This is a genomic window from Mycobacterium celatum (genome assembly GCF_002101595.1).
In the GTDB taxonomy this organism is placed as follows: Bacteria; Actinomycetota; Actinomycetes; order Mycobacteriales; family Mycobacteriaceae; genus Mycobacterium; species Mycobacterium celatum.
In genome coordinates this window covers 18,135-39,487 of sequence record NZ_LQOM01000038.1, presented here as the reverse complement: position 1 = coordinate 39,487, position 21,353 = coordinate 18,135, and the positions used below count along the sequence as shown (strand labels likewise).

Annotated in this window: 21 protein-coding genes and 1 pseudogene; 11 read left to right on the top strand and 11 right to left on the bottom strand. The window is 67.3% G+C overall.

What is annotated here, in order from left to right; translation table 11 throughout:
* Nucleotides 1–2: 2 nt before the first annotated feature.
* On the bottom strand, nucleotides 3–1,094 hold the full coding sequence (gene ychF / locus AWB95_RS17620; protein WP_062539034.1) for a redox-regulated ATPase YchF: 1,092 nt from the start codon (nucleotides 1,092–1,094) through the stop codon (nucleotides 3–5).
* A gap of 118 nt (nucleotides 1,095–1,212) precedes the next feature.
* Between ychF and AWB95_RS17615 the strand changes: the two genes are divergently transcribed.
* Nucleotides 1,213–2,226, top strand: coding sequence for a DUF6542 domain-containing protein (locus AWB95_RS17615; protein WP_139818513.1), 1,014 nt, complete (start codon nucleotides 1,213–1,215; stop codon nucleotides 2,224–2,226).
* Nucleotides 2,227–2,236: 10 nt separating this feature from the next.
* Here the strand turns inward: AWB95_RS17615 and AWB95_RS17610 are convergent, their stop codons facing one another.
* Entirely contained in the window at nucleotides 2,237–3,238 is a 1,002-nt protein-coding gene (locus AWB95_RS17610; protein WP_085168465.1) for a 4-hydroxy-3-methylbut-2-enyl diphosphate reductase, read from the bottom strand.
* Between the two features lie 75 nt (nucleotides 3,239–3,313).
* Between AWB95_RS17610 and AWB95_RS17605 the strand changes: the two genes are divergently transcribed.
* The 4 genes from AWB95_RS17605 (at nucleotide 3,314) to AWB95_RS17590 (ending at nucleotide 6,504) form a co-directional block, all read left to right on the top strand.
* Nucleotides 3,314–3,883, top strand: coding sequence for a lipid droplet-associated protein (locus AWB95_RS17605; RefSeq protein ID WP_085168464.1), 570 nt, complete (start codon nucleotides 3,314–3,316; stop codon nucleotides 3,881–3,883).
* Nucleotides 3,880–5,124: an exodeoxyribonuclease VII large subunit gene (xseA, locus tag AWB95_RS17600; protein WP_085168463.1), complete on the top strand. Its 1,245-nt coding sequence runs from the start codon at nucleotides 3,880–3,882 to the stop codon at nucleotides 5,122–5,124. Before AWB95_RS17605 ends, xseA begins: the two co-directional genes overlap by 4 nt.
* The gene (locus AWB95_RS17595) at nucleotides 5,114–5,332 is read left to right on the top strand and encodes an exodeoxyribonuclease VII small subunit (protein ID WP_085168462.1); all 219 of its coding nucleotides are present in this window, start codon (nucleotides 5,114–5,116) and stop codon (nucleotides 5,330–5,332) included. The genes xseA and AWB95_RS17595 overlap by 11 nt, the downstream gene beginning before the upstream one ends.
* 62 nt (nucleotides 5,333–5,394) lie before the next feature.
* A complete protein-coding gene (locus tag AWB95_RS17590; RefSeq protein ID WP_085168461.1) occupies nucleotides 5,395–6,504 on the top strand; it encodes a 3-beta-hydroxysteroid dehydrogenase in 1,110 nt (369 codons plus the stop codon).
* A 3-nt stretch (nucleotides 6,505–6,507) separates the two neighbouring features.
* Here AWB95_RS17590 and AWB95_RS17585 read toward each other — a convergent pair whose 3' ends face one another.
* The 4 genes from AWB95_RS17585 to AWB95_RS17570 form a co-directional block, all read right to left on the bottom strand.
* Nucleotides 6,508–9,636, bottom strand: a complete 3,129-nt coding sequence (locus AWB95_RS17585; RefSeq protein ID WP_085168460.1) for an ATP-binding protein — start codon at nucleotides 9,634–9,636, stop codon at nucleotides 6,508–6,510.
* A gap of 49 nt (nucleotides 9,637–9,685) precedes the next feature.
* Entirely contained in the window at nucleotides 9,686–10,210 is a 525-nt protein-coding gene (locus AWB95_RS17580) for a 2'-5' RNA ligase family protein (protein ID WP_062541843.1), read from the bottom strand.
* 3 nt (nucleotides 10,211–10,213) lie between these two features.
* The gene (locus tag AWB95_RS17575; RefSeq protein WP_085168471.1) at nucleotides 10,214–10,492 is read right to left on the bottom strand and encodes a DUF1876 domain-containing protein; all 279 of its coding nucleotides are present in this window, start codon (nucleotides 10,490–10,492) and stop codon (nucleotides 10,214–10,216) included.
* Nucleotides 10,493–10,593: 101 nt separating this feature from the next.
* On the bottom strand, nucleotides 10,594–10,809 hold the full coding sequence (locus AWB95_RS17570) for a YlcI/YnfO family protein (protein ID WP_232315788.1): 216 nt from the start codon (nucleotides 10,807–10,809) through the stop codon (nucleotides 10,594–10,596).
* Nucleotides 10,810–11,213: 404 nt separating this feature from the next.
* On the opposite strand from AWB95_RS17570, the gene AWB95_RS17560 reads away from it, so the two are divergent.
* The 4 genes and pseudogenes from AWB95_RS17560 to AWB95_RS17545 all read left to right on the top strand — a co-directional run bounded on the left by AWB95_RS17560 (nucleotide 11,214) and on the right by AWB95_RS17545 (nucleotide 14,823).
* Nucleotides 11,214–12,281 carry an NAD-dependent epimerase/dehydratase family protein gene (locus AWB95_RS17560; protein WP_085168458.1) on the top strand — a complete coding sequence of 356 codons (1,068 nt, stop codon included), beginning with the start codon at nucleotides 11,214–11,216 and terminating at the stop codon, nucleotides 12,279–12,281.
* Nucleotides 12,278–12,802: pseudogene (locus AWB95_RS17555) on the top strand (SDR family NAD(P)-dependent oxidoreductase); the annotation flags it as partial. The gene AWB95_RS17560 and the pseudogene AWB95_RS17555, both read left to right, overlap by 4 nt.
* An 8-nt stretch (nucleotides 12,803–12,810) precedes the next feature.
* Nucleotides 12,811–13,638: an SDR family NAD(P)-dependent oxidoreductase gene (locus tag AWB95_RS17550; protein WP_085168456.1), complete on the top strand. Its 828-nt coding sequence runs from the start codon at nucleotides 12,811–12,813 to the stop codon at nucleotides 13,636–13,638.
* 33 nt (nucleotides 13,639–13,671) lie between these two features.
* Nucleotides 13,672–14,823 (top strand): AI-2E family transporter, encoded by a 1,152-nt coding sequence (locus tag AWB95_RS17545; protein WP_085168455.1) that lies wholly within the window; start codon nucleotides 13,672–13,674, stop codon nucleotides 14,821–14,823.
* On the opposite strand, the gene AWB95_RS17540 is transcribed toward AWB95_RS17545, so the two are convergent.
* Together AWB95_RS17540 and AWB95_RS17535 are read right to left on the bottom strand one after the other, a co-directional pair.
* The gene (locus AWB95_RS17540; RefSeq protein WP_085168454.1) at nucleotides 14,798–15,601 is read right to left on the bottom strand and encodes a dienelactone hydrolase family protein; all 804 of its coding nucleotides are present in this window, start codon (nucleotides 15,599–15,601) and stop codon (nucleotides 14,798–14,800) included. The two genes, AWB95_RS17545 and AWB95_RS17540, sit on opposite strands and share 26 nt — an antisense overlap.
* Before the next feature lie 13 nt (nucleotides 15,602–15,614).
* Nucleotides 15,615–16,253 (bottom strand): DUF4245 domain-containing protein, encoded by a 639-nt coding sequence (locus tag AWB95_RS17535; RefSeq protein ID WP_085168453.1) that lies wholly within the window; start codon nucleotides 16,251–16,253, stop codon nucleotides 15,615–15,617.
* A 54-nt stretch (nucleotides 16,254–16,307) separates the two neighbouring features.
* On the opposite strand from AWB95_RS17535, the gene glpX reads away from it, so the two are divergent.
* Nucleotides 16,308–17,339 (top strand): class II fructose-bisphosphatase, encoded by a 1,032-nt coding sequence (glpX, locus tag AWB95_RS17530; RefSeq protein WP_062540186.1) that lies wholly within the window; start codon nucleotides 16,308–16,310, stop codon nucleotides 17,337–17,339.
* 28 nt (nucleotides 17,340–17,367) lie between these two features.
* The gene (locus AWB95_RS17525) at nucleotides 17,368–18,765 is read left to right on the top strand and encodes a class II fumarate hydratase (RefSeq protein WP_062540185.1); all 1,398 of its coding nucleotides are present in this window, start codon (nucleotides 17,368–17,370) and stop codon (nucleotides 18,763–18,765) included.
* Between the two features lie 70 nt (nucleotides 18,766–18,835).
* Here the strand turns inward: AWB95_RS17525 and AWB95_RS17520 are convergent, their stop codons facing one another.
* The 3 genes from AWB95_RS17520 to AWB95_RS17510 all read right to left on the bottom strand — a co-directional run bounded on the left by AWB95_RS17520 (nucleotide 18,836) and on the right by AWB95_RS17510 (nucleotide 21,338).
* Nucleotides 18,836–19,423, bottom strand: coding sequence for a TetR/AcrR family transcriptional regulator (locus AWB95_RS17520; RefSeq protein ID WP_062540184.1), 588 nt, complete (start codon nucleotides 19,421–19,423; stop codon nucleotides 18,836–18,838).
* Between the two features lie 12 nt (nucleotides 19,424–19,435).
* Nucleotides 19,436–20,392, bottom strand: coding sequence for an oxygenase MpaB family protein (locus tag AWB95_RS17515; RefSeq protein WP_062540183.1), 957 nt, complete (start codon nucleotides 20,390–20,392; stop codon nucleotides 19,436–19,438).
* A 64-nt stretch (nucleotides 20,393–20,456) separates the two neighbouring features.
* Nucleotides 20,457–21,338, bottom strand: coding sequence for a polysaccharide deacetylase family protein (locus AWB95_RS17510; protein WP_062540182.1), 882 nt, complete (start codon nucleotides 21,336–21,338; stop codon nucleotides 20,457–20,459).
* Between the last annotated feature and the right edge of the window lie 15 nt (nucleotides 21,339–21,353).

The following is a 21,353-nucleotide window of genomic DNA, read 5'->3' as shown; positions in this document are numbered from 1 at the left end:
GGCTACTTCACCGGCTTAGTTGTTGCTCCGTGTCGGAACTCCACCACGTCACCGTCGGCCATCACGTAGTCCTTGCCCTCCATCCGCACCTTGCCGGCCGCCTTGGCGGCGGCCATCGACCCGGCGGCGATCAGGTCGTCGTACGACACGATTTCGGCCTTGATGAAACCCTTTTCGAAGTCCGAGTGGATCACCCCGGCCGCTTTGGGCGCGGTGTCGCCCTGGTGGATGACCCACGCCCGCGCCTCCTTGGGCCCGGCCGTCAGGAACGTCTGCAGCTTCAGGGTGTGAAAGCCGGCCCGGGCCAGCGCGTCGAGGCCGCGCTCGGTCTGCCCGATGGACTCCAGCAGCTCGGCGGCCGACTCGTCGTCGAGCTCGGCCAGTTCCGCTTCGATCTTGGCGTCCAGGAAGACCGCGTCCGCGGGCGCCACGAGCTCACGCAGCGCGGCGACCCGCGCGGCATCGGTCAGCACCGCTTCGTCGGCGTTGAACACATACAGGAACGGCTTGGTGGTCAGCAGGTTCAGCTCCCGCAGCAGCGAGGCGTCCAGGCCCGCGGCAAAAAGCGTCTTGCCGCCGTCGAGGATCTGCTGAGCGGCCACGGCGGCCTCGTAGACCGGTTTGCGGTCCTTATTGTTGCGGGCCTCTTTCTCCAGCCGCGGCACGGCGCGTTCGAGTGTTTGCAGATCGGCCAGGATCAACTCGGTCTCGATGACCTCGATGTCGGATTTGGGGTCGATCTGCCCGGCGACGTGAGCCACGTCGTCATCTGAAAACACCCGCACCACTTGGCAAATCGCGTCGCACTCGCGGATCTTGGCCAGGAACTTGTTGCCCAGCCCGGCACCTTCGGACGCGCCCGCGACCAGCCCGGCGATGTCGACGAACGTCACCGGCGCCGGAACGATCCGCTCCGACTCGAACATCTCGGCCAGCTTCGGCAACCGCGGATCGGGCAGCGGCACGACGCCCTCGTTGGGTTCGATGGTCGCGAACGGGTAGTTGGCGGCCACCACGTCGTTTTTGGTCAACGCGTTGAACAGCGTCGACTTGCCGACGTTGGGCAAACCCACGATCCCCAGGCTCAAGCTCACAGGGAGCCAAGTGTAGGGGCGATCGCAAGCGCGGCGGAGCCGGGCGCAGCGGGTCGCCCCTAAAGCTCGAGGGCAGGTCTTTACGCGCCTTTCGGCGCCGAGCCGGTACGGTCAACATGTGTCAGCACAGCGGGCGAGATCGGCGGTGACGGCGGATCATCGCTCGATCATCCCCAGCATGCCCGGTGTTCCGTGGTGGGCGGCCGTCGTCATCGGCGTGACGGCCACCGCGGTGGGCTTCGCGTTCGACGCCGGGTCGGGCAACAAGGAGCTGACCGGTGTCTTCTCCGCCCTCTATGTTGTGGGCTGCCTGGGGGCGGTGCTGGCGGTGCGGCAGGCCGGCGTCTTCACCGGGGTCATCCAGCCGCCACTGATCCTGTTCTGTGCGGTGCCCGGGGCGTATTGGCTGTTCCACGGCGCCAAGATCACCGGGCTGAAGGACCTGCTGATCAACTGCGGCTATCCGCTGATCGAGCGTTTCCCGCTGATGCTGTTCACCTCGGCCGCCGTGCTGCTGATCGGGATGGTCCGCTGGTATCTGGGAATGGGGGCGCGCTCGGCGGCGACGGGTGAAGCCGACACGGCCAGCGAGGGCAAGGGCGGCATCGTCGCCAAGCTGACATCGCTCCTCGGGCGCGAATCCGCCAAGCCCGAGCACACCGGCAAGGCCGCGACGGCCCGGGCACGGCGCAGCGAGCGTTCGACGAGATCGGGCAAGGCAGCGAGTGGACGACCGGCCAGGCGCCCGGCCGCCTCCCGCTCCCGGCATGTGCGGCCGCCGTTGGACGACGCGGCCGAGCCTGCGGTCGAACGTCCCCGTCGTCGTCGGCCGGCGCCCGCCCGCGACGCCGATTCGCCCGACGTGCCGCGGCGAACCAGGATGCCGCGCGACCCGGACCTGCGCGGCCGGCCGCCACGGGAGATCCGTCGCGACCCGCATGTGCGTCGCGGCGGGGCGGCCAGCCGCCGCAGCAGTCGCTTCGACCCGTACGACCCCATCGAGCCGTACGAGCCGGCCAAGCCCGCCGAGCCGCCGCGCCGCCGGGCCGCCCCGACGGGCGCCACGGCAACGCATCACCCGATCTCACGGGTTCGCTACCGGAACTCACCCCCGCGCGACACCGAGGCGTAAAGCAGCCGAACTAGGAACGGGCGGGGCGGATTTCTCGCGGCAGGGCGAACACCAGCGTCTCGTTGGCCGTGGTCACCGGCTGCACCACGTCGTAGCCGTGTTCGGCCAGCCGCTCCAGCACGCCGCGCACCAAGATTTCGGGCACCGACGCTCCGGACGTGACGCCGACGGTGGTGACATCGTCCAGCCAGGCCGGGTCGATGTCGTCGGCGCAGTCCACCAGGTGCGCGGCGCGAGACCCCGCACCCAGCGCCACCTCGACCAGCCGCACCGAGTTCGACGAGTTGGCCGAGCCGACCACGATCACCAGCTCACACTCGGGTGCCATCGCCTTGACGGCGACCTGGCGATTCTGGGTGGCGTAGCAGATGTCGTCGCTGGGCGGGTCCTGCAGCTTCGGGAAGCGTTCCCGCAGTCGCTCCACGGTCTCCATGGTCTCGTCGACGCTCAGCGTGGTCTGCGACAGCCAGATCACCTTGTTCTCGTCGCGGACCGTGACCTGGTCGACGGCGCCGGGCCCGTCGACCAGCTGCACATGGTCGGGCGCCTCGCCGGCCGTGCCGATGACCTCTTCGTGACCCTGGTGACCGATCAGCAGGATGTCGTAGTCGTCGCGGGCGAAGCGTTTGGCCTCGTTGTGCACTTTGGTGACCAGCGGGCAGGTGGCGTCGATGACCTGCAGATCACGCTCGGCGGCCGACGCATGGACCGTCGGCGCCACGCCATGCGCGGAGAACACCACGATCGCGCCTTCGGGAACCTCGTCGGTCTCGTCGACGAACACCGCGCCCGCCTTGGCCAGCGTCTCCACCACATGCCGGTTGTGCACGATCTCGTGGCGGACATAGACCGGCGGGCCGTGCTTTTCCAGCGCACGCTCGACCGTCTCGACAGCGCGGTCGACGCCGGCGCAGTAGCCGCGGGGCTCGGCCAGCAGCACACGCTTGCCGGTAGCCGGCTCGACCACCGAGCCCGCCGCGCTCGGAATCCCCATGTTGACGGTCGGTGGCATGCCAACCAGCGTACTTACCGCCGACACGTCGGGGCCAGCTTGGCCTGGACCGTTGCGTAGGGCAGGCTGGGACGCATGGCTACTGCACCGTATGGGGTCCGGCTGCTGGTGGGAGCGGCGACCGTCGCCGTCGAGGAGACGATCAAGCTGCCGAAAACCATCCTGATGTACCCGATGACACTGGCCAGCCAGGCCGCGCACATCGTGATGCGCTTCCAGCAGAATATGGCCGATCTGGTGATCAAGGGCGACGCCACCCTGGAGACGATCTTCCCGCCGAAGGACGAGCAGCCGGAGTGGGCTACGTTCGACGAGGACCTGGACGAGGAACAGACCGCCGTCGACGCCGCTGACAGCGAACGCCGCGCCGAAGGGCGGTTCGCGCTGTACTCGACATCCGATGCGCCGGCCGATCCGCCGATAGCCAGGCACGCCAAGAAGAAGCCGGCGTCCGACACTCCCGCGCCGCCGGTGGCCAAGGAGCTCGACTACGAGACGCTGACCCTGGCGCAGCTGCGGGCGCGGCTCAACACCTTGGACGTCGATGAGCTCGAGGCGTTGCTGGCCTATGAGGAGGCCACCCGGGCGCGCGCGCCGTTCCAGACGCTGCTGGCCAACAGGATCACCCGCGCGACCGCGAAGTGACCCAAGCCGCGCAGCCGAATTCAGCCGAGAACCCGTTCCCGGTCCGCGCGGTGGCCATCCGCGTCGCGAGCTGGATCGACAAGCTGGGCACCGTGTGGGTGGAAGGCCAGCTGACCCAGATCAATATCCGCCCGGACTCCAAGACCGTGTTCATGGTGCTGCGCGACCCGGCCGCCGACATGTCGCTGACGGTGACGTGTCCGCGTGATCTGGTGCTGGGCGCGCCGGTCAAACTGGCCGAGGGCACCCAGGTGGTGGTCTGCGGCAAGCCCACGTTCTACACCGGGCGCGGCACATTCTCATTGCGGCTGAGCGAAATTCGACCGGTGGGTATCGGCGAGCTGCTGGCGCGCATCGAGCGGCTGCGCCGGCTGCTGGACGCCGAGGGGCTCTTCGACCCGCGGCTCAAGCGCCCGATTCCGTTCCTGCCCAACGTTATTGGGCTGATCACCGGCCGGGCCAGCGCCGCCGAGCACGACGTGACGACGGTGGCCGTCGCGCGCTGGCCCGCGGTGCGCTTTGCGGTGCGCAACACCGCCGTGCAAGGCCCCAACGCCGTCCCGCAGATCGTCGAGGCGCTAGGCGAATTGGACGCCGACCCCGACGTGGACGTGATCGTGGTGGCCCGCGGCGGCGGCAGCGTCGAGGATCTGCTGCCGTTTTCCGACGAGACGCTGTGCCGCGCGATCGCGGCCTGCCGCACTCCGGTGGTCAGCGCGGTCGGTCACGAACCCGATAATCCGTTGTGCGACTTGGTCGCCGATCTGCGTGCCGCCACCCCCACCGATGCGGCCAAGAAGATCGTGCCGGATACCGCGGCCGAACAGCATTTGATCGACGACCTGCGGCGGCGCAGCGCCCAGGCGTTGCGCAATTGGGTGTCCAGGGAAGAACGTGTGCTGGCTTCGTTGCGCAGCCGGCCGGTGCTCGCCGAGCCGCTGGCCGCGTTACAGGTGCGCGCCGACGAGATTTACCGCGCCCGGTCCGCGGTGCGACGCGACATCGCCCGGCTGATCGGCGCGGAGAGCGACCGCGTGGGCCATCTGGCCGCCCGGCTGGCGACGCTGGGTCCCGCCGCCACCCTGGCCCGCGGCTATGCGGTGGTGCAGACCATTCCGTCATCTGGACCCGCTTCAGTGCTGCGCTCGGTGCACGACGCGCCGGCCGGGACCCGGTTGCGGGTGCGGGTCGGCGACGGCGCGGTGGCGGCGATCAGCGAAGGACCGACCGATGGGGACTAAGCCTGTTAGTGAGCTCGGGTATGAGGAATGCCGCGACGAGCTGATCGAGGTAGTGCGACTGCTGGAGCAGGGTGGGCTCGACCTCGATGCTTCGCTGAAGCTGTGGGAAAGAGGCGAACAGCTGGCTAAACGCTGCGAAGAGCACTTAGCTGGAGCTCGCAAGCGAGTGGCCGACGCGCTGGCCGCCAGTGACGCCGACGATAGTTGACCGGGCAACCAGTTCGAGGATTTCCGTCCCAAACTGGAACACGTTTCAGTTATGCTCGTCGCATGGGTGATGCATCGCTGACCACTGAACTCGGCCGCGTCCTGGTCACCGGAGGTTCCGGATTCGTCGGCGCCAACCTGGTGACCAGGCTGCTGGACCTCGGCTACCATGTGCGCTCATTTGACCGCGCGCCGTCGCCGCTGTCCCCGCAACCGGGGCTGGAGGTGCTGCAGGGCGACATTTGCGATCCGGCCACCGTTGCTGCTGCGGTCGACGGGATCGACACGGTGTTCCACACCGCGGCGATCATCGAGTTGATGGGCGGCGCGTCGGTCACCGACGAGTACCGCCGTCGCAGCTTCGCGGTCAACGTCGACGGCACCAAGAACCTCGTACACGCCGCGCAGAAGGCCGGAACCAAACGGTTCGTCTACACGGCGTCGAACAGCGTGGTAATGGGCGGCCGGCGCATCGCCAACGGCGACGAAACTCTGCCCTACACCGACCGGTTCAACGACCTCTACACCGAAACCAAGGTCGTCGCCGAGAAGTTCGTGTTGTCGCAGAACGGAATTGACGGACTGCTGACCTGTTCGATCCGGCCCAGCGGCATCTGGGGCCGCGGCGACCAGACGATGTTTCGCAAGCTGTTCGAAAGCGTTGTCGCCGGCCATGTCAAGGTGCTCATCGGCAGCAAGAACGCCAAATTGGATAACTCCTACGTGCACAACCTGATTCACGGATTCATCCTGGCCGCCGAACACCTGGTGCCGGGTGGCACCGCGCCCGGCCAGGCCTACTTCATCAACGACGCCGAGCCGATCAACATGTTCGAGTTCGCCCGGCCGATCGTCGAGGAGTGCGGCGTGCGCTGGCCGCGCGTGCGGGTATCAGGCCGGCTGGTTCGCGACGTCATGTCGGTGTGGCAGCGGCTGCACTTCAAGTTCGGGCTGCCGCAGCCGCCGCTGGAACCCCTTGCCGTCGAACGCCTTTACCTCGACAACTACTTCTCGGTCGCCAAGGCGGAGCGCGACCTCGGCTACCGGCCGCTGTTCACCACCGAGCAGGCGATGGCCGACTGCTTGCCCTATTACTGCGAGCTGTTCGAGAAGGTCAAAGCCGCCAGCCAGCCCCAGCTGGCGTCCGTCGTCGCCGCGCCCCCGCCGGAGTAGCAGTCACATTGCTTGGGCCAGTGCGATATGGCCTTCGTAGCCAACGTCATTCGCCATAGTGCGATAGTGGTCGACGAGAGTGCGATAGCTCGCCTCGTCGCCGTGAGCCCGGGCCAGCAGCGCGCGCAGCCGCACCAGCATGATGTCGCGCATGACCAGCCCGTCATCCGCGGGCGCAGCGGCCAGCCGGTCAATTGCGGCGCGGGCCTCCTGCACGTCGCCATCGCCGCCGCGGACCAGCAGCGTCTCTACCAGAATGGCCGTAGCGGGAACGCACCAGGACAGCTGCGCATGACTGAACAAATTGTCTAAAGCGCTACGCAACCTGGATATGGCGTCGTCGAGGTCTCCGCACCTGGCCATCTCCCGAGCGACGTACACGTCAGTAACCGCCAATTCGGTCAGGTAGAACCGGCCTTGCATACACATGTCGCGGACCTGCTCCAATAGTTGCTGTCCGCGCCGACGGTCTTCTGCGGATTCCCGATGCAAGAGGCCGACGCCCATCGTCAGCCGGACAAGTCCGAGCGCGATGTCGTTGACCGATCCCTCGGCTGCCCGCAGTGCGTCGCCGATCTCGCTCACCGCAACGTCGTCGGCGAGGACCATCCCACACGGTATCGCCGGAACGTACTTGTAGCAGATGACAATTGCATGCGACATGGGGTCGCTCGCCCGCGCCATTACCAGGGCATTATCGAAGTCTTCGCGCCACCCTGGCCGTCCCAAGCGATACCTTGCACTCCCCCGCGATGCCAGTGCCGTCGCTAATGGCGATCCGATCATGAAGTCACCCTTAGCGGGGTCGCCCGCCGCCAGATCGATGACGGTCTCTGACCACCGCAAGATGTCAGCCACCTCGCCGGTTTCGTACTTGACGGCGATAGGCCCAAGCGACACCCCGACCGTGAGCGTCGGATCGGTGATCGACTCGAGCAGGGCCATCTGTTCGGCGACCAGCCGCGAGGCGTCATTAACGCGGGCAGCCATCATGTGCTCGTTCACCAGTCCGCTCATACCTATCGCCAGGGACGCTTTGTCGCCCGCCGCGGTACACAATTCGCGTAGTTCCTCGAAAAGCCGCGAGACATCGGGATCCCTACCCCGATAGGCGTTGGCGCATAACAGTGTGCGGGGGGCGATGCGCATCGCGAGGCCGTCCGGATCGGTGCCCAGCGAATCGGCGAGTTGGCATGCTCGCTCCCAATTCACCCAAGCCGCCGAGATATCGCGGTTGGTTGACCAGGCACCGGCCCGCATGTGCCAGGCATAGGCGGCAGGGAGATCGCCGGCGGCTTCCAAGTGCTCGGCGATCAGCGCGGCATTCGCGTCGGTTTGTTCAATGACGGCGGCTAGCTGCCGATGCAGTTGAGCGCGGTCCGATTTCAGCTGCGACTCGTAGGCGACGGTGCGGATCAGCGGGTGGTGGAAGGTGTACTCGGCGTGCGGGGTGAACTTGACCTGATCGATCAGCTCGGCCGCGACAAGCTCGTCGAACACCGGATCGATATCCAATTCGGCGAGCAACTCAACGCTGAACCGAGATCCGATAACCGAAGCAGCACTCAGTGAGCTCTTGGCGGCCGGCTCCAGCCGATCGATGCGGGCGGCGATGGTGGCTTTCAGGGTGGCCGGCACACTCACGTCGTCCACCGCCGCGCACAGCAGGTACTCTCCTCGCTTGCCCTGTAGCACACCGCGTTCGGCCAGGTCGCGCACGATCTCTTGGGCGAAGAACGGATTCCCCGCAGCGCGCTCGGCGATCACGTCGGCCAGTTCGCCGATCGACGGGTCCGGGCCAAGTAGCTCAGCGATTAATGCCGATGATTCCGAATCGCTCAGCGGGGCAAGCGCAATCGTCTGAGCACCGGCCACCCGCGACAAAGCGCCGCGGTATTCGGGGCGGTAGGTGATCACGACCAGCGAGGGGGTTTGCGGGATCACCGACAGGAAGTCGGCAAGCATCGACTCGCTGACCTCGTCGATCCAGTGCGCATCTTCGATGACATAAACCTCGGGCCACGTGCGGGCGAGCGTGGCCGTGTTGGCGAGTGCCGTCAACCGGCGCCGTCGAGCATCCGGGTCGATCTGGGGCAATTCGACATCGGGATCGGCGATGCCGATCAAATCGTTGAACAGCAATAGATCCTGCTCATCGGCATCGGGCACCCGGGTTCTGGCCCGAACCCGAGCGGCGTTGCCGTCGAGATCCGCCACTCCGGTGCTCGCACGAAGTAGCTGCGCGACCAGGTGGAACGGGATATCGCTGGTGTGGGACTCGCACAGAGCGGAATACACCGCGACACCCCGCTTATCGGCCATCGCGGCAATTTCACGGACCAGGCGGCTCTTACCGATCCCGGGTGGTCCGACGAGGCCGACGACACCGCCGTTGCCGTCGATGGCCCGCTCCAAGATCGCTTCAGCGGCCGTCATCTCCCAGCGTCGACCGACCAAGCTCGACTCCGCACGACCGACTGCCTCGTGATGCGGCTCCACCCGCAGCAGACGACGAGCCGTCACGGGTTCGTCGGCGCCTTTGATGCGCACAAGCTCTGGGTCGGCCAGCACCACCCGGCTCTCGACCAGCCGCGCGGTTGATTCGCTGAGCATCACCCCACCCGACGGCGCGGCCGATTCCATCCGTTGCGCCATCCCGACCTGTTCGCCAATGGCGGTGTAACTGCCTGGCCCGGAACCGATCTCACCTGCGACCACCTCACCCGAGTTCAGGCCGACTCGCAGTTGCAGCGCGACACCATCGCTCGAGGCGTTCGCGCGCTGAATCTCCAAGGCAGCGAAGCAGGCGCGAAAAGCATGGTCCTCCAACGCCACCGGCGCGCCGAAGACCGCCATAATGCCGTCGCCGGTGAACTTGTCCACAGTCCCGCCATACCGCTGCACAATTGCGCCGCAACGGTTGAACAGTTCGGTCATGATCTCGCGCAGCCGTTCGGCGCCGACGGCCGAGGCGATATCCATCGAATGCACCACATCGGCAAACAGCACCGTCACCTGCTTGTACTCGGCCGGCCTGGTGGCCGCAGTGATCGGCGAACCGCACGAGTGGCAGAAGCGTGCGTTCTCGAGGGGCTCGGTGCCGCAGGTCCGGCACGTGGTTGCCGCCGTCATCCCGCCAAGGATAAGCTTTTCGGCCACTACCAGGGCGTTTATTGCCGAGTCACGGCAGCGACGGCAGCGGGCAAACGTCACCGGTTGCGCTGTTGACCAATGCGGCGCGGTCCAGCCGCGCTCGCAGCGGCAATACGTCCAGTACCGCACCCACCACTTCAGGCAGCTGCGCCAGCATCGCGCGCGGCGCCAGCGAGCAGTGGGGCAGCCAGATTCCCGGCACGTAGTGCTTGTGCAGTTCCGCGCCGGTGGCGGTGACGGCCTCGACCACCCGCGCTTGGCGTGCAACGAAATCCGCGCTCACCCCGGCGACCAGCCAGGTCCGGCCGCGCCGGAACAGCCCAACACCGTCGAAGCTGAGTTCCACCGGGCCGCCGTCGCGCAAGTCGGCCAGTACCGCGGTCACCGCGGGCTGATCCCAGCTGCGCAGCACCGCGTAGGACACGTGCGGCACGTGACGGCCGTGAGTGTGAGAGCGCAGGCTCGGCACACCCCGGTCTTCGATTCGGTCCCACAACCCGCGGATCGCCCGCTCGGATCGCCGGTCGAAGAGCAGGCAAACCGCCAGAGCCACGAGTCAGCGGTAGAGGTGGACCGGCTGGTGCGTGACCTGCTCGATCCGCAGCGACGCGTCGTGCAGCAGCTCGGTGCCCAACGCGATCAGCCCGCGGGCGGCGGCGATCTCCTCGCCGATCATCGGCTGGCTGGCGTCCCCCGGGTGGCGGTAGGCGTCGCCCAATGTGGTGATCGTCTGGCCGTCGCCGCGTTGCGCGCGAACAGTGGCGTGAGTATGGGTGTCGTCCTCGTCGAATTCGATGTCGACGTGCCAGTTGTAGTCCAGATTGCGGTCGTACATTGCCATCACCTTCCGGTGACCAGCCTGCCACTCTCGGGCGTCAAGAAGAACTACGTTTCGCAGCGAACCGCCCGCGCGGTGCAACGCTCGCGGAGCCGAGTTCAACCCGCATGTAGTTCGTGCTCGACTGCCCGCCGTATCCACGCCGACACCGACCGGTCATCGGCTTCGGCTGCACGCCGGACCTTCTCCAACAGTTCCGGCGGAAACCTAACCGGCACGGGATCGGCCAGACGACCTCGGCGTCTACGAGGCGGGCCTTGCGGCTGCTGATTCTCGGGCCGCCCATAAAACTCGTACTCTTCGTCTGGGGTCATGGGCTTCTTCGTCATCGGTCTCTCCGGTACTGGTCTGCGAGATTTTTGGAAGCGGGGTAACAGCCGATCGGACGGCATCGCCGAGGGTCACCCGATTGGGCGGGCGCAATAGGAACCACGAGAACGGTGCCCGCAACCTCCGCGCACATCAGCCAATGCGCGGGCGGCTTGGCCGGGTAGAACAACGGGTCAGCCTCCCAAACGTCGGCAATATCGGCAACACCCAAATGCGGGTGTTTGAAAAGGTGCGCGGCCTGAGTATCGATTTCGAACGGGTCATAATCGTCGAGTAGGTCAACATCTAGGCGGTCGCCCACCACTAGCAGGGTAGTCGCTCCGACTACAAACGGCTACAAAGCCGCGGGCGCGCATCGATTCCGCGTCGACGTGTAGCGTAATGCGCCATGACTGAGACAGTGTTGGTCACCGGCGCGTTCGGACTGGTCGGCTCCGCGACCGTGCGACGGCTGGTTGACGACGGTCGCCGCGTCGTCGCCACCGACCTCGACGTGCCCGCCAACCGCAAGGCGGCCGACAAGCTGCCCGAGGCCGTCGACGTGCGCTGGGCCGACCTGACCGACCCCACGGCCGTCGACACCCTGCTGCAAGCGGTGAACCCCGCGGCGATCATCCACCTGGCCGCGATCATCCCGCCGCTGTGCTACGCCCGGCCGGCGCTCGCCCGCGCCGTGAATGTCGACGCCACCGGGCTATTGCTGAAGTCCGCCAAGGGATTAGGGTCGCCGCCGCGATTCGTCCAAGCGTCGAGCATCGCCGCCTACGGCGCCCGCAACCCGCACCGCACCACCGACCCGCTCACCGCGGACACCCCGCTGCGGCCGTCGGACATCTACGGCGCGCACAAGGTGGAAGCCGAGCAGTTGGTGCGCGAGTCCGGGCTCGACTTCGTGATCCTGCGGCTGGGCGGTGTGCTCACCGCCGAGCCGCGCTTCGACGTCGACCTGGACACCATCTACTTCGAGGCCTCGCTGCCGACCGACGGTCGCATCCAGACCGTCGACGTGCGCGACGTCGCCCGCGCGTTCGCCGCGGCCACTACGGCACCCGCGGTTGGGGAGACGCTGCTGATCGGTGGCGACGACTCGCACCGGCTGACCCAGGGTGATCTCGCGCCGGCCACCGCGGCGGCCATGGGGCTGACGGGGGCAATTCCGTTGGGCCGCAAAGGCAATCCCGACAGCGACGACGACTGGTTTGCCACCGACTGGATGGACACCACCCGGTCGCAGGAAGTGCTTGACTTCCAACGTATTTCGTGGCCACAACTGCTTATCGACGCCGCCGAGCGAATGGGTTGGCGGCGCTACCCGGCACGGCTGGCCGCACCGCTGGCACATGAGCTGCTCAAGCGCCGATCGCCGTACTACCGCTACCCCGGCCGCTACGCCGACCCGTGGGGCGTGATCAGCGCCAAATGGGGTGATCACCGGCCGGACGGGCAGCACGCATGACCTCCGCAGCTGTCGTCGTGGGCGGGGCGTCCGGCATCGGCCGCGCCGTGGCGCACGCGCTGGCCGCCGACGGCTGCCGAGTCACCGTCGCTGATCGCAATGCCGACGGCGCGCACGCCGTCGCCGCCGAGCTCGGTGATCCGCACCTGTCGGCGAATGTCGAAGTCACCGACGAGGATTCGGTGCGACGGCTGTTCGCCGGGGCCGGGCCGCTCGACGTCGTCGTCAACACCGCGGGGTTCAGCGGGGTCGGGCTGATCACCGAGTTGCCGGTCGAAGACTTCCGCGCGGTGGTCGACGTCTGCCTCACCGGCGCCTTCCTGGTGATCAAACATGCTGCGCCGCAACTGCGCGACGGCGGGGCGCTGGTGTCGCTGAGTTCGCTGAACGGCCGGCAACCCGCCGCGGCGATGAGCGCCTACTGCGCGGCCAAGGCGGGACTGTCGATGCTGACCCAGGTCGCCGCGCTGGAATTGGCGCCGCGTGGAATACGGGTCAACGCCGTCGCGCCGGGGTTTGTGCAGCCACAGTGACTTTCACCGGCAAGCAAGCGATCGTTACCGGCGGCGGCTCGGGTATCGGCGCGGCGCTCTGTCGGGCGCTGGCGGCCGCCGGGGCCGACGTTGTGTGCACCGACATCGACGGCGACGCCGCCGCGAAAACCGTTGAGGGCCTGCGTAATGCCCGGGCGGCTGTTCTCGACGTCACCGACGCGGCCGCCGTGCAGGCCGCCGTCGACGACGTGGTCGCCCGCGCGGGCCGACTGGACCTGATGTTCAACAACGCCGGCATCGCCTGGGGCGGTGACACCGAACTGCTGACCCTGGACCAGTGGAACGCGATCATCGACGTCAACATCCGCGGAGTGGTGCACGGCGTGGCCGCGGCGTACCCGGTGATGCTGCGGCAGGGCCACGGCCACATCGTCAACACCGCCTCGATGGCCGGGCTGACCGCGGCGGGACAGATCACCAGCTACGTGATGACCAAGCACGCCGTAGTCGGGCTATCGCTGGCACTGCGGTCGGAGGCGGTGTCCCGCGGAGTGGGCGTGCTGGCGATCTGCCCGGCCGCCGTCGAGACACCGATTCTGGACAAGGGCGCAATCGGCGGTTTTGTCGGCCGCGACTACTACCTGCGCGGGCAGGGCATGAAAACCGCTTATAGTCCCGACCGCCTCGCCCGCGACACCTTGCGCGCGATCGAGCGCAACAAGGCGCTGTTGGTGGTGCCGAGGCGCGCGTACGCCTCGTGGCTGTTCGCGCGGCTGGCGCCCGGTCTGCTGCAGCGCTTGTCGATCCGATTCATCAGCGCACAACGGGCGCGCCAAGCCGCCAGATCGGCCGCCCAGCGCTAACGTTCACGTCGGGACCGACGTGGAGGGCGGGTGATGGATATCGAATTCACGCCCAGCCAGAAACGCGCGCTGGCCGTCGTCACGCTGATCGCGTGTGCGTTCGCGGCGTATTTCCTGCGCAGTTATTTCGTGCTGATCGTGGTGGCGGCCGTCGGGGCGTATTTGTTCACACCGCTTTTCCAGCGGTTCGACCGGCGGCTGTCCACCGGGCTGGCGGCCACCTGCACGCTGCTGGTGGCGCTGCTCGCGGTCATCGTTCCGCTGGCCCTGGTGGTGCTGCTGGCGATCGCGCAGATTTCCCGGATGGTCGTCCACGTCACCGACTGGGTCCAGCGCACCGATCTGAACCAGCTGGGCGACAAGGGTTTACACATCGCGAACGACCTGCTGGCGCGGGTGCCCTTCGTACACACGACCGTCTCGGCGGAGTCGCTGCGAAAAGCGATGGTGACGGTTGCGCAGAAGGCCGGTGAATGGTTTCTGCACGTCGTGGCGGACACCGCCGGAAACGTGTTCGGTGCCGTCACGTCGGCGATCATCTTCGTGTACGTGTTCGTCGCGCTGTTGACCCATCGCGAAGAGCTGACCACGTTGATCCGCCAACTCAATCCGCTTGGCGAAGACGTCACCGATCTGTACCTGCGCAAGATGGGTTCGATGGTGCGCGGCACGGTCAGCGGCCAGTTCGTCATCGCATTCTGCCAAGGCGTTGCGGGGGCCGCGTCGATCTACATCGCCGGATTCCACCACGGCTTCTTCATTTTCGCGATCCTGTTGACCGCGCTGTCGATCATCCCGCTGGGCGGCGGTATTGTCACGATCCCGTTCGGCATCGGAATGATGTTCTTCGGCAACATCATTGGCGGTGCCTTCGTGGTGCTCTGGCATCTGATCGTGGTCACCAACCTGGACAACTTCTTGCGTCCGGTCCTGGTGCCGCGCGACGCTCGGCTCAACCCCGCGCTGATGCTGCTGTCGGTGTTCGCGGGCATTGCGATGTTCGGGCCGTGGGGCATCGTCATCGGGCCGGTGCTGATGATCGTCGTCGTCACCACGATCGACGTCTATCTCGCGGCGTACAGAGGCGTCGCGCCGGAAGACCCGCAACGACTTCGGCGCGATAATCGTCGCTCAGCGCAAACAATCGCGCCCAAATCGCCTAAGAAGCCGCCAGCCGCGCAGTGAGGAACTCGACCACCCGCTTGCGGGCCTCGTAAGCCGGATGCCCCTCGATCTCGCGGACCTCGTCGGTGAGCACGGAGTGCGCCATCTTGGAAAATCCGTGCTCGTTGCCTGTGCCGGAAGGGATTTCGATCACTTCGAACGCGTCGCCGAGGCGTTCCTTGATCGTGGCGAAGCGTTCACCCGGTGACAGCTTGTCCTCGCTGAACCGCAGGCCCATCGCGCACAGCCCGTCGTTGGCGGCGCGGTCGGCGACCACGTCGAGTTCGAGTCGCGACACTCCGGGGTCGCGGCGCTGCGCCGGGGTCAGCGGTATCGGCAGCGACGGCTGGCTCAGCACCGGCGCAAGGACGCTGTCGTCGACGGCGGCGGCCAGCGCGAAGCCGCCGGTGAAGCACTGGCCGATCACTCCGACGCCTTTGCCAGGTGTCGACGCGTTGAGGTTGCGGGCCAGGGCCCGCAGGAATTGCGACACCGGCCGGTTCTTGTTGGTCGCGAACGCCGCGAATTCCCTTGCCACACAGGCGCGAGCGATGGTGGACACCGCGTAGCCGGCCGTCGCCGCCCGGCCCGGCTCGCCGAACAGGGACGGGATTGCGACGGTGAAGCCGTTGTCCACCAAGTGATTACCGAGCGCCAGCACCCCGGGGTGGATGCCGGGTATTTCGGGAATCAGCACGACGCCGGGTCCCTCGCCCTTGCGGTAGACGTCGTGGGTGTAACCGCCGCCGGTGAACGGCGCCGCAGTCCAGCCCGCCAGATCCGCTTCGGGTGCGCTCACGGCTGCCTCTTCTCTACGGCCGTCTCGCCACTAACGGCGGCTGTGACTGGGTGGCCTCGGCCAGCGTACGGAATTCGGCGGCGCTGCCGGCGCCGGTGATCGCGATCTGGGCGGGGCCGGCGGCACTGTCGAGCCGGGTGGTCCACACCGGCTCGACGCCGTCGCCTTCATACACAATCCAATGGGTGCCGTCGACGTCGACCGTGCCGGTGGGATACATCGACGGGTGGATCGAGCCGACCAGCCTGGCCTCGTCGGCGTTGCTCTGGTTCACGCTCAGATACATGCCGGCCGGGCTGATGTATCCCACGGTCGACACCGCGGCCCGTAGCCGCTGACCGGTCGACGGGTCGGTCCGGCCGTCCTCGACACCACTTCGGGTGCCGGAATTGGCCTGCCAGCCCTCGGGCAGCCGGGGCAGCCGGACCGGGAAGCCGAGCGTCTGGGCATCCGCCCGCAAGGCCGCCGCGGCATCGTAGGACGGCACCTGTCCCCGGTTGCCCGCGCCTGGCGCGAAGGTGCACATCCCGACCAGGCCGGCAAGCACGATGCAGGCGACGACCAGCGGCACCAGCGACCAGAACATGTCGCGGCCGTCCTGCAGCAACCGGGGCTTCGCCGGCTTGGGCGTCGGCTGCGGCTGGGTCGTCACAGCACGAGTATCCCAGCTTTAGGCCGCCGACCTGCTTCTGGGACAATCGGCGCCATGACCGCCTCTTCTCGTCGCGAAGCCCCGGACCGCAACCTGGCCTTGGAACTCGTGCGGGTAACCGAGGCCGGCGCCATGGCCGCGGGCCGCTGGGTGGGCCGCGGCGACAAGGAAGGCGGCGACGGCGCGGCCGTCGACGCGATGCGTGAACTGGTCAACTCGGTGTCGATGCGCGGCGTGGTGGTCATCGGCGAGGGCGAGAAGGACCACGCGCCGATGCTCTACAACGGCGAAGAGGTCGGCAACGGTGACGGCCCGGACTGCGACTTCGCCGTCGACCCGATCGACGGCACCACGCTGATGAGCAAGGGCATGCCCAACGCCATCTCGGTGCTGGCGGTCGCCGACCGCGGCGCGATGTTCGACCCGTCGGCAGTGTTCTACATGAACAAGATCGCCGTCGGCCCCGAAGCGGCGCACGTCCTGGACATCACCGCGCCGATCGCGGACAACATCCGCGCTGTCGCCAAGGCCAAGGACCTGTCGGTGCGCGACATGACGGTGTGCATATTGGAGCGGCCGCGGCACGCACAGCTGATCGACGACGTCCGTGCCACCGGGGCGCGGATCCGGCTGATCACCGACGGCGACGTGGCCGGTGCGATCTCGGCGTGCCGGCCGAACTCCGGCACCGACATGCTGGCCGGGATCGGCGGAACCCCGGAGGGGATCATCGCGGCCGCCGCGATCCGATGCATGGGTGGGGCGATTCAGGCGCGGCTCGCGCCCAAGGATGATGCCGAGCGCCAGAAGGCGATTGACGCCGGCTACGACGTGGACCGGGTGCTGACCACCGAAGACCTGGTCTCCGGTGACAACGTGTTCTTCTGCGCCACCGGCGTCACCGACGGCGACTTGCTCAAGGGCGTGCGCTACTACCCCGGCGGCTGCACCACCCAGTCGATCGTGATGCGCTCGAAGTCGGGCACCGTGCGGATGATCGAGGCCTACCACCGGCTTTCGAAGCTCAACGAATACTCTGCGATCGACTTCACCGGCGATTCCAACGCCCAATATCCACTGCCCTGACCGATAACCCTAGCGAGGATCACACCTTATGGCCGACAGCGCCGAATACCGCATCGAACACGACACCATGGGCGAGGTCCGTGTGCCGGCAAAAGCGTTGTGGCGCGCCCAGACTCAGCGTGCAGTGGAGAACTTCCCGATCTCCGGCCGCGGACTCGAACGCACCCAGATCCGCGCCCTGGGTCTGCTGAAAGGCGCCTGCGCGCAAGTCAACAAGGACCTCGGGTTGCTGGCGCCGGAGAAGGCCGACGCGATCATCGCCGCCGCCAACGAGATCGCCGACGGCCAGCACGACGACCAGTTCCCCATCGACGTGTTCCAGACGGGGTCCGGCACCAGCTCCAACATGAACACCAACGAGGTGATCGCGTCGATCGCCGCGGCCAACGGTGTGACGGTGCACCCGAACGACGACGTCAACATGTCGCAGTCGTCCAACGACACCTTCCCGACCGCCACCCACATCGCGGCCACCGAAGCCGCTGTGCGCCACCTGCTTCCGGCGCTGCAGGCGCTGCAGGAAGCGCTGGCGGCGAAGGCTCGTGAGTGGCGCACAGTGGTGAAGTCGGGCCGCACGCATCTGATGGACGCCGTTCCGGTGACGCTCGGGCAGGAGTTCTCCGGCTACGCCCGCCAGATCGAAGCCGGCATCGAAAGAGTGCAGGCGACGCTGCCCCGGCTGGGTGAGCTGGCGATCGGCGGCACCGCAGTCGGCACCGGGTTGAACGCGCCCGACGGCTTCGGCGCCAAAGTGGTCGAGGTGCTGGTAGCCAAGACGGGTTTGACCGAATTACGAACCGCCACCAACTCTTTCGAGGCCCAGGCCGCCCGCGACGGGCTGGTCGAGGCGTCCGGCGCGCTGCGCACGATCGCGGTGTCGCTGACCAAGATTGCCAACGACATCCGCTGGATGGGGTCGGGCCCGTTGACCGGGCTGGCCGAGATCCAGCTGCCCGATCTGCAGCCGGGCAGCTCGATCATGCCGGGCAAGGTGAACCCCGTTATCCCGGAAGCTGTTACGCAGGTCGCGGCTCAGGTGATCGGCAACGACGCCGCGATCGCGTGGGGCGGCGCCAACGGCGCCTTCGAGCTCAACGTCTACATCCCCATGATGGCGCGCAACATGCTGGAGTCGTTCAAGCTGCTGACCAACGTGTCGCGGCTTTTCGCCGAGCGCTGCATCGCCGGGTTGGCCGCCAACGTCGAGCACCTCCGCGAGCTGGCCGAGTCCTCGCCGTCGATCGTGACGCCGCTGAACTCGGCGATCGGCTACGAGGAAGCCGCAGCGGTGGCCAAGGAAGCGCTCAAGGAGCGCAAGACAATCCGCCAGACCGTGATCGACCGCGGGCTGATCGGCGACAAGCTCTCCGAAGAGGAGCTCGACCGTCGCCTCGACGTGCTCGCAATGGCGAAAGTCGAGGAGTAGTCCGCCGAGCAGACGCAAGAGCCCCCCAAAAGCCCCGCGTGTTGGGGGCTTTTGCGTCTGCTCGCCGTTCCTACCAGACCAGCGGCGCCAGGTGCTTGCGGGCGTAGGCGCGCACCGCGTCGTCGTCGCTGGCGTCGAGGACCTTGGTCGGCACCTGCGCCAGGGAGCACGCCACCCGGATGTGTAATTCGGCGACAGCCAGCAACTCGTCGTCGGGCATGGTGGCGCCGGCGGCGCGCAGCGCCTTCGCCATCGCCAGCGATGCGTTGTCGAGGAAGGCTTGAGCTTCCTGATACACCCCGGCCACGGCCGTCAGGTCACTGTCGAGTTGCAGGAACTTGCGCATCACGGGTTCGGTGGTCAGCAGCCGCAGTCCCTCGCAGAATGCCGCTACCGCAGCATCTTTGGGACCGGAATCCATGGCGACCGTGCGCAGCCGGGCCATCGCGAAGTCGAAGGTGCGGCGCCCCAGCTCGGTGATCAGCGCGTCTCGGTTGGGGAAGCGGCGATACAGCGTGCTGCGGCTGACACCGGCCTGGCGGGCGATGACGTCGAGGCTGGCCCGGCCCACCCCGACCAGCGCGACCTCTTCGGCGGCCGCCTTGAGAATCGCGTCCTCCTGCTCGGTGGGACTGGCGGTGCTGCGTTGCCTTCGCATCCGTACAGTGTGTCAGCCGACCGGACAGCCCGGCGGCGCGAACGAGTCCAGCGCGACCGAACGATGCAATCGGACCAGCTTCTCGTATTGCAGGCGGTTGTATGCCAGGGGCACAAGCAGCAGCCGGTCCGGCAGCACCCGCCAGGCCAGCTGCACCAACCGCGTATAGACCTCGAACTCGACGTCATGCCAAGGCTGCCAGCGGAATCCGGTCAGCTCCCGCACCCGCGGATCCATGATCCCGAACGAGCACACCTTGACCACCCGTCCGGCCCCCGGCCGCACCGCCAGCCACAGCGGAGTCAGCGCGCGCCGGATCGGCGCCGGCAGCAGCAAAGTCGGCAACGGCAGCCGGGTCAGATCGGCCGTCACGCGGTCCAAAAACTGGTTGGCCGCAAGCTCGGTCTCCACCATGCGGTCGTAATACCGGGTTGCCTCGGCGTAGCTGGCCGGCAGCTTTCCTGACTTGCCGGGCAGCTCGATGGCACGAAACGCCTCGACCAGTTGGCGATACGCCGCCTCCTGCTCGGCCGGCGTCAACGTGATGCCGGTCGCCGGGGTGAACGACTGCAGGACGACGAAGATCCCGCTGATCGCAATCCAATTCCACAACTGCGGGCTCAGCGCGCTGTAACGGACGCCGGCGAACTCGCCGGTTCCCCGGCCGCGGACGTCGCGGTGCAACAGCTTGAGCCGCTCCCCCTCCGCCGCACGGTCGTCGGCGTCACCCCAGATCGCCAGCAATGCCGAAAAGCCGCTGCGCACTCCGCGGTCGGCGAAGTTTCGGGCGAAGCGGCCGGTCTTGTCCACCGCCGCGGCCACCGGAACCAGAGCGACCTCGTCGAACGCGGCTGCGCCGAAGAGACCGGCGAACACGCTGCCGGAATGCTTGCGGAACTCCGCCATCACCCGGGGCCGCACGACGCTGTCGGCGCCCGAACGCGAATCGATAGCTGCCGGCACGGTCATCGCCCACTCCCGGATCGAACGGTTGACACAAAGACTACGTATTTGTGTCAACGTGTCAATAGGCTTACGTCCCGTTGTTCGGACCGCCGGAGTTGGCGCCGGGGATATCGGTGATCGGGAAGTTGGGCATCGGTTTGGGCGACGGCGTGTTGGGCAGCGTCGGGATCTCGCCGGGCGGAATGTCGCGCAGGTCGTTTGCGGGCGGGCCGTTCTCGCGGCCGCCGTAACTGCTGCCCGGCGCCCGCGGCCCTAGCAACTGGCTGACCGTCACCAGGTGATAGCCATTGGCTTTGAGCACCGGGATGAACTGGTAGACCAAATCGACGGTCGACGAGTAGGTGTCGTGGAACAGCACCACCGAGCCGGGCTTGATCTGGCTCATCAACACCGCCCGGGTGGCAGCGATGTTGGAGTCGTTGATCCAGTCGTAAGGGATGACATCCCAAAGGATTTCGGCCTGGCCGAGCCGAGCGGCGGCCTGGTGTACCGCCGCGTTGGACAACCCGCCGGCCGGCCGGTACAGCGTCGGCGCGCGGCCAGTGGCGGCGACGATCGCGTCGTTGGCCTTGGACAGCTGGCCCGGAATGTCTTCCGGCGGGATCGTGGTCATGTTGGGGTGTTCCCACGTGTGGCTGCCGATTTCCATGCCGGCCTCGGCGATGCGCTTGGCGCCGGCCGGGTTGGCGGCCACCTTGTTGCCGATCAGAAAGAACGTGGCCTTGGCGTCGTTGCCCGCCAAGATGCGCAGCAGCCGGTCGGTGAACGGGCCGGGCCCGTCGTCGAACGTCAGCGCCACGCACTTGACTTGCGCACAGTCCACGTTGTCGGCGTCGGCGCGCCGTATGTGACCGGTCAGCGCCCCGATCACCAGCACCGCGGCGGCCACCACGACGCCGAGAACGGTACGCCAGTACCGCCAGGCTTGGCTGTCGCGCACCCGTCCCACCCTGGCAGCCTAACC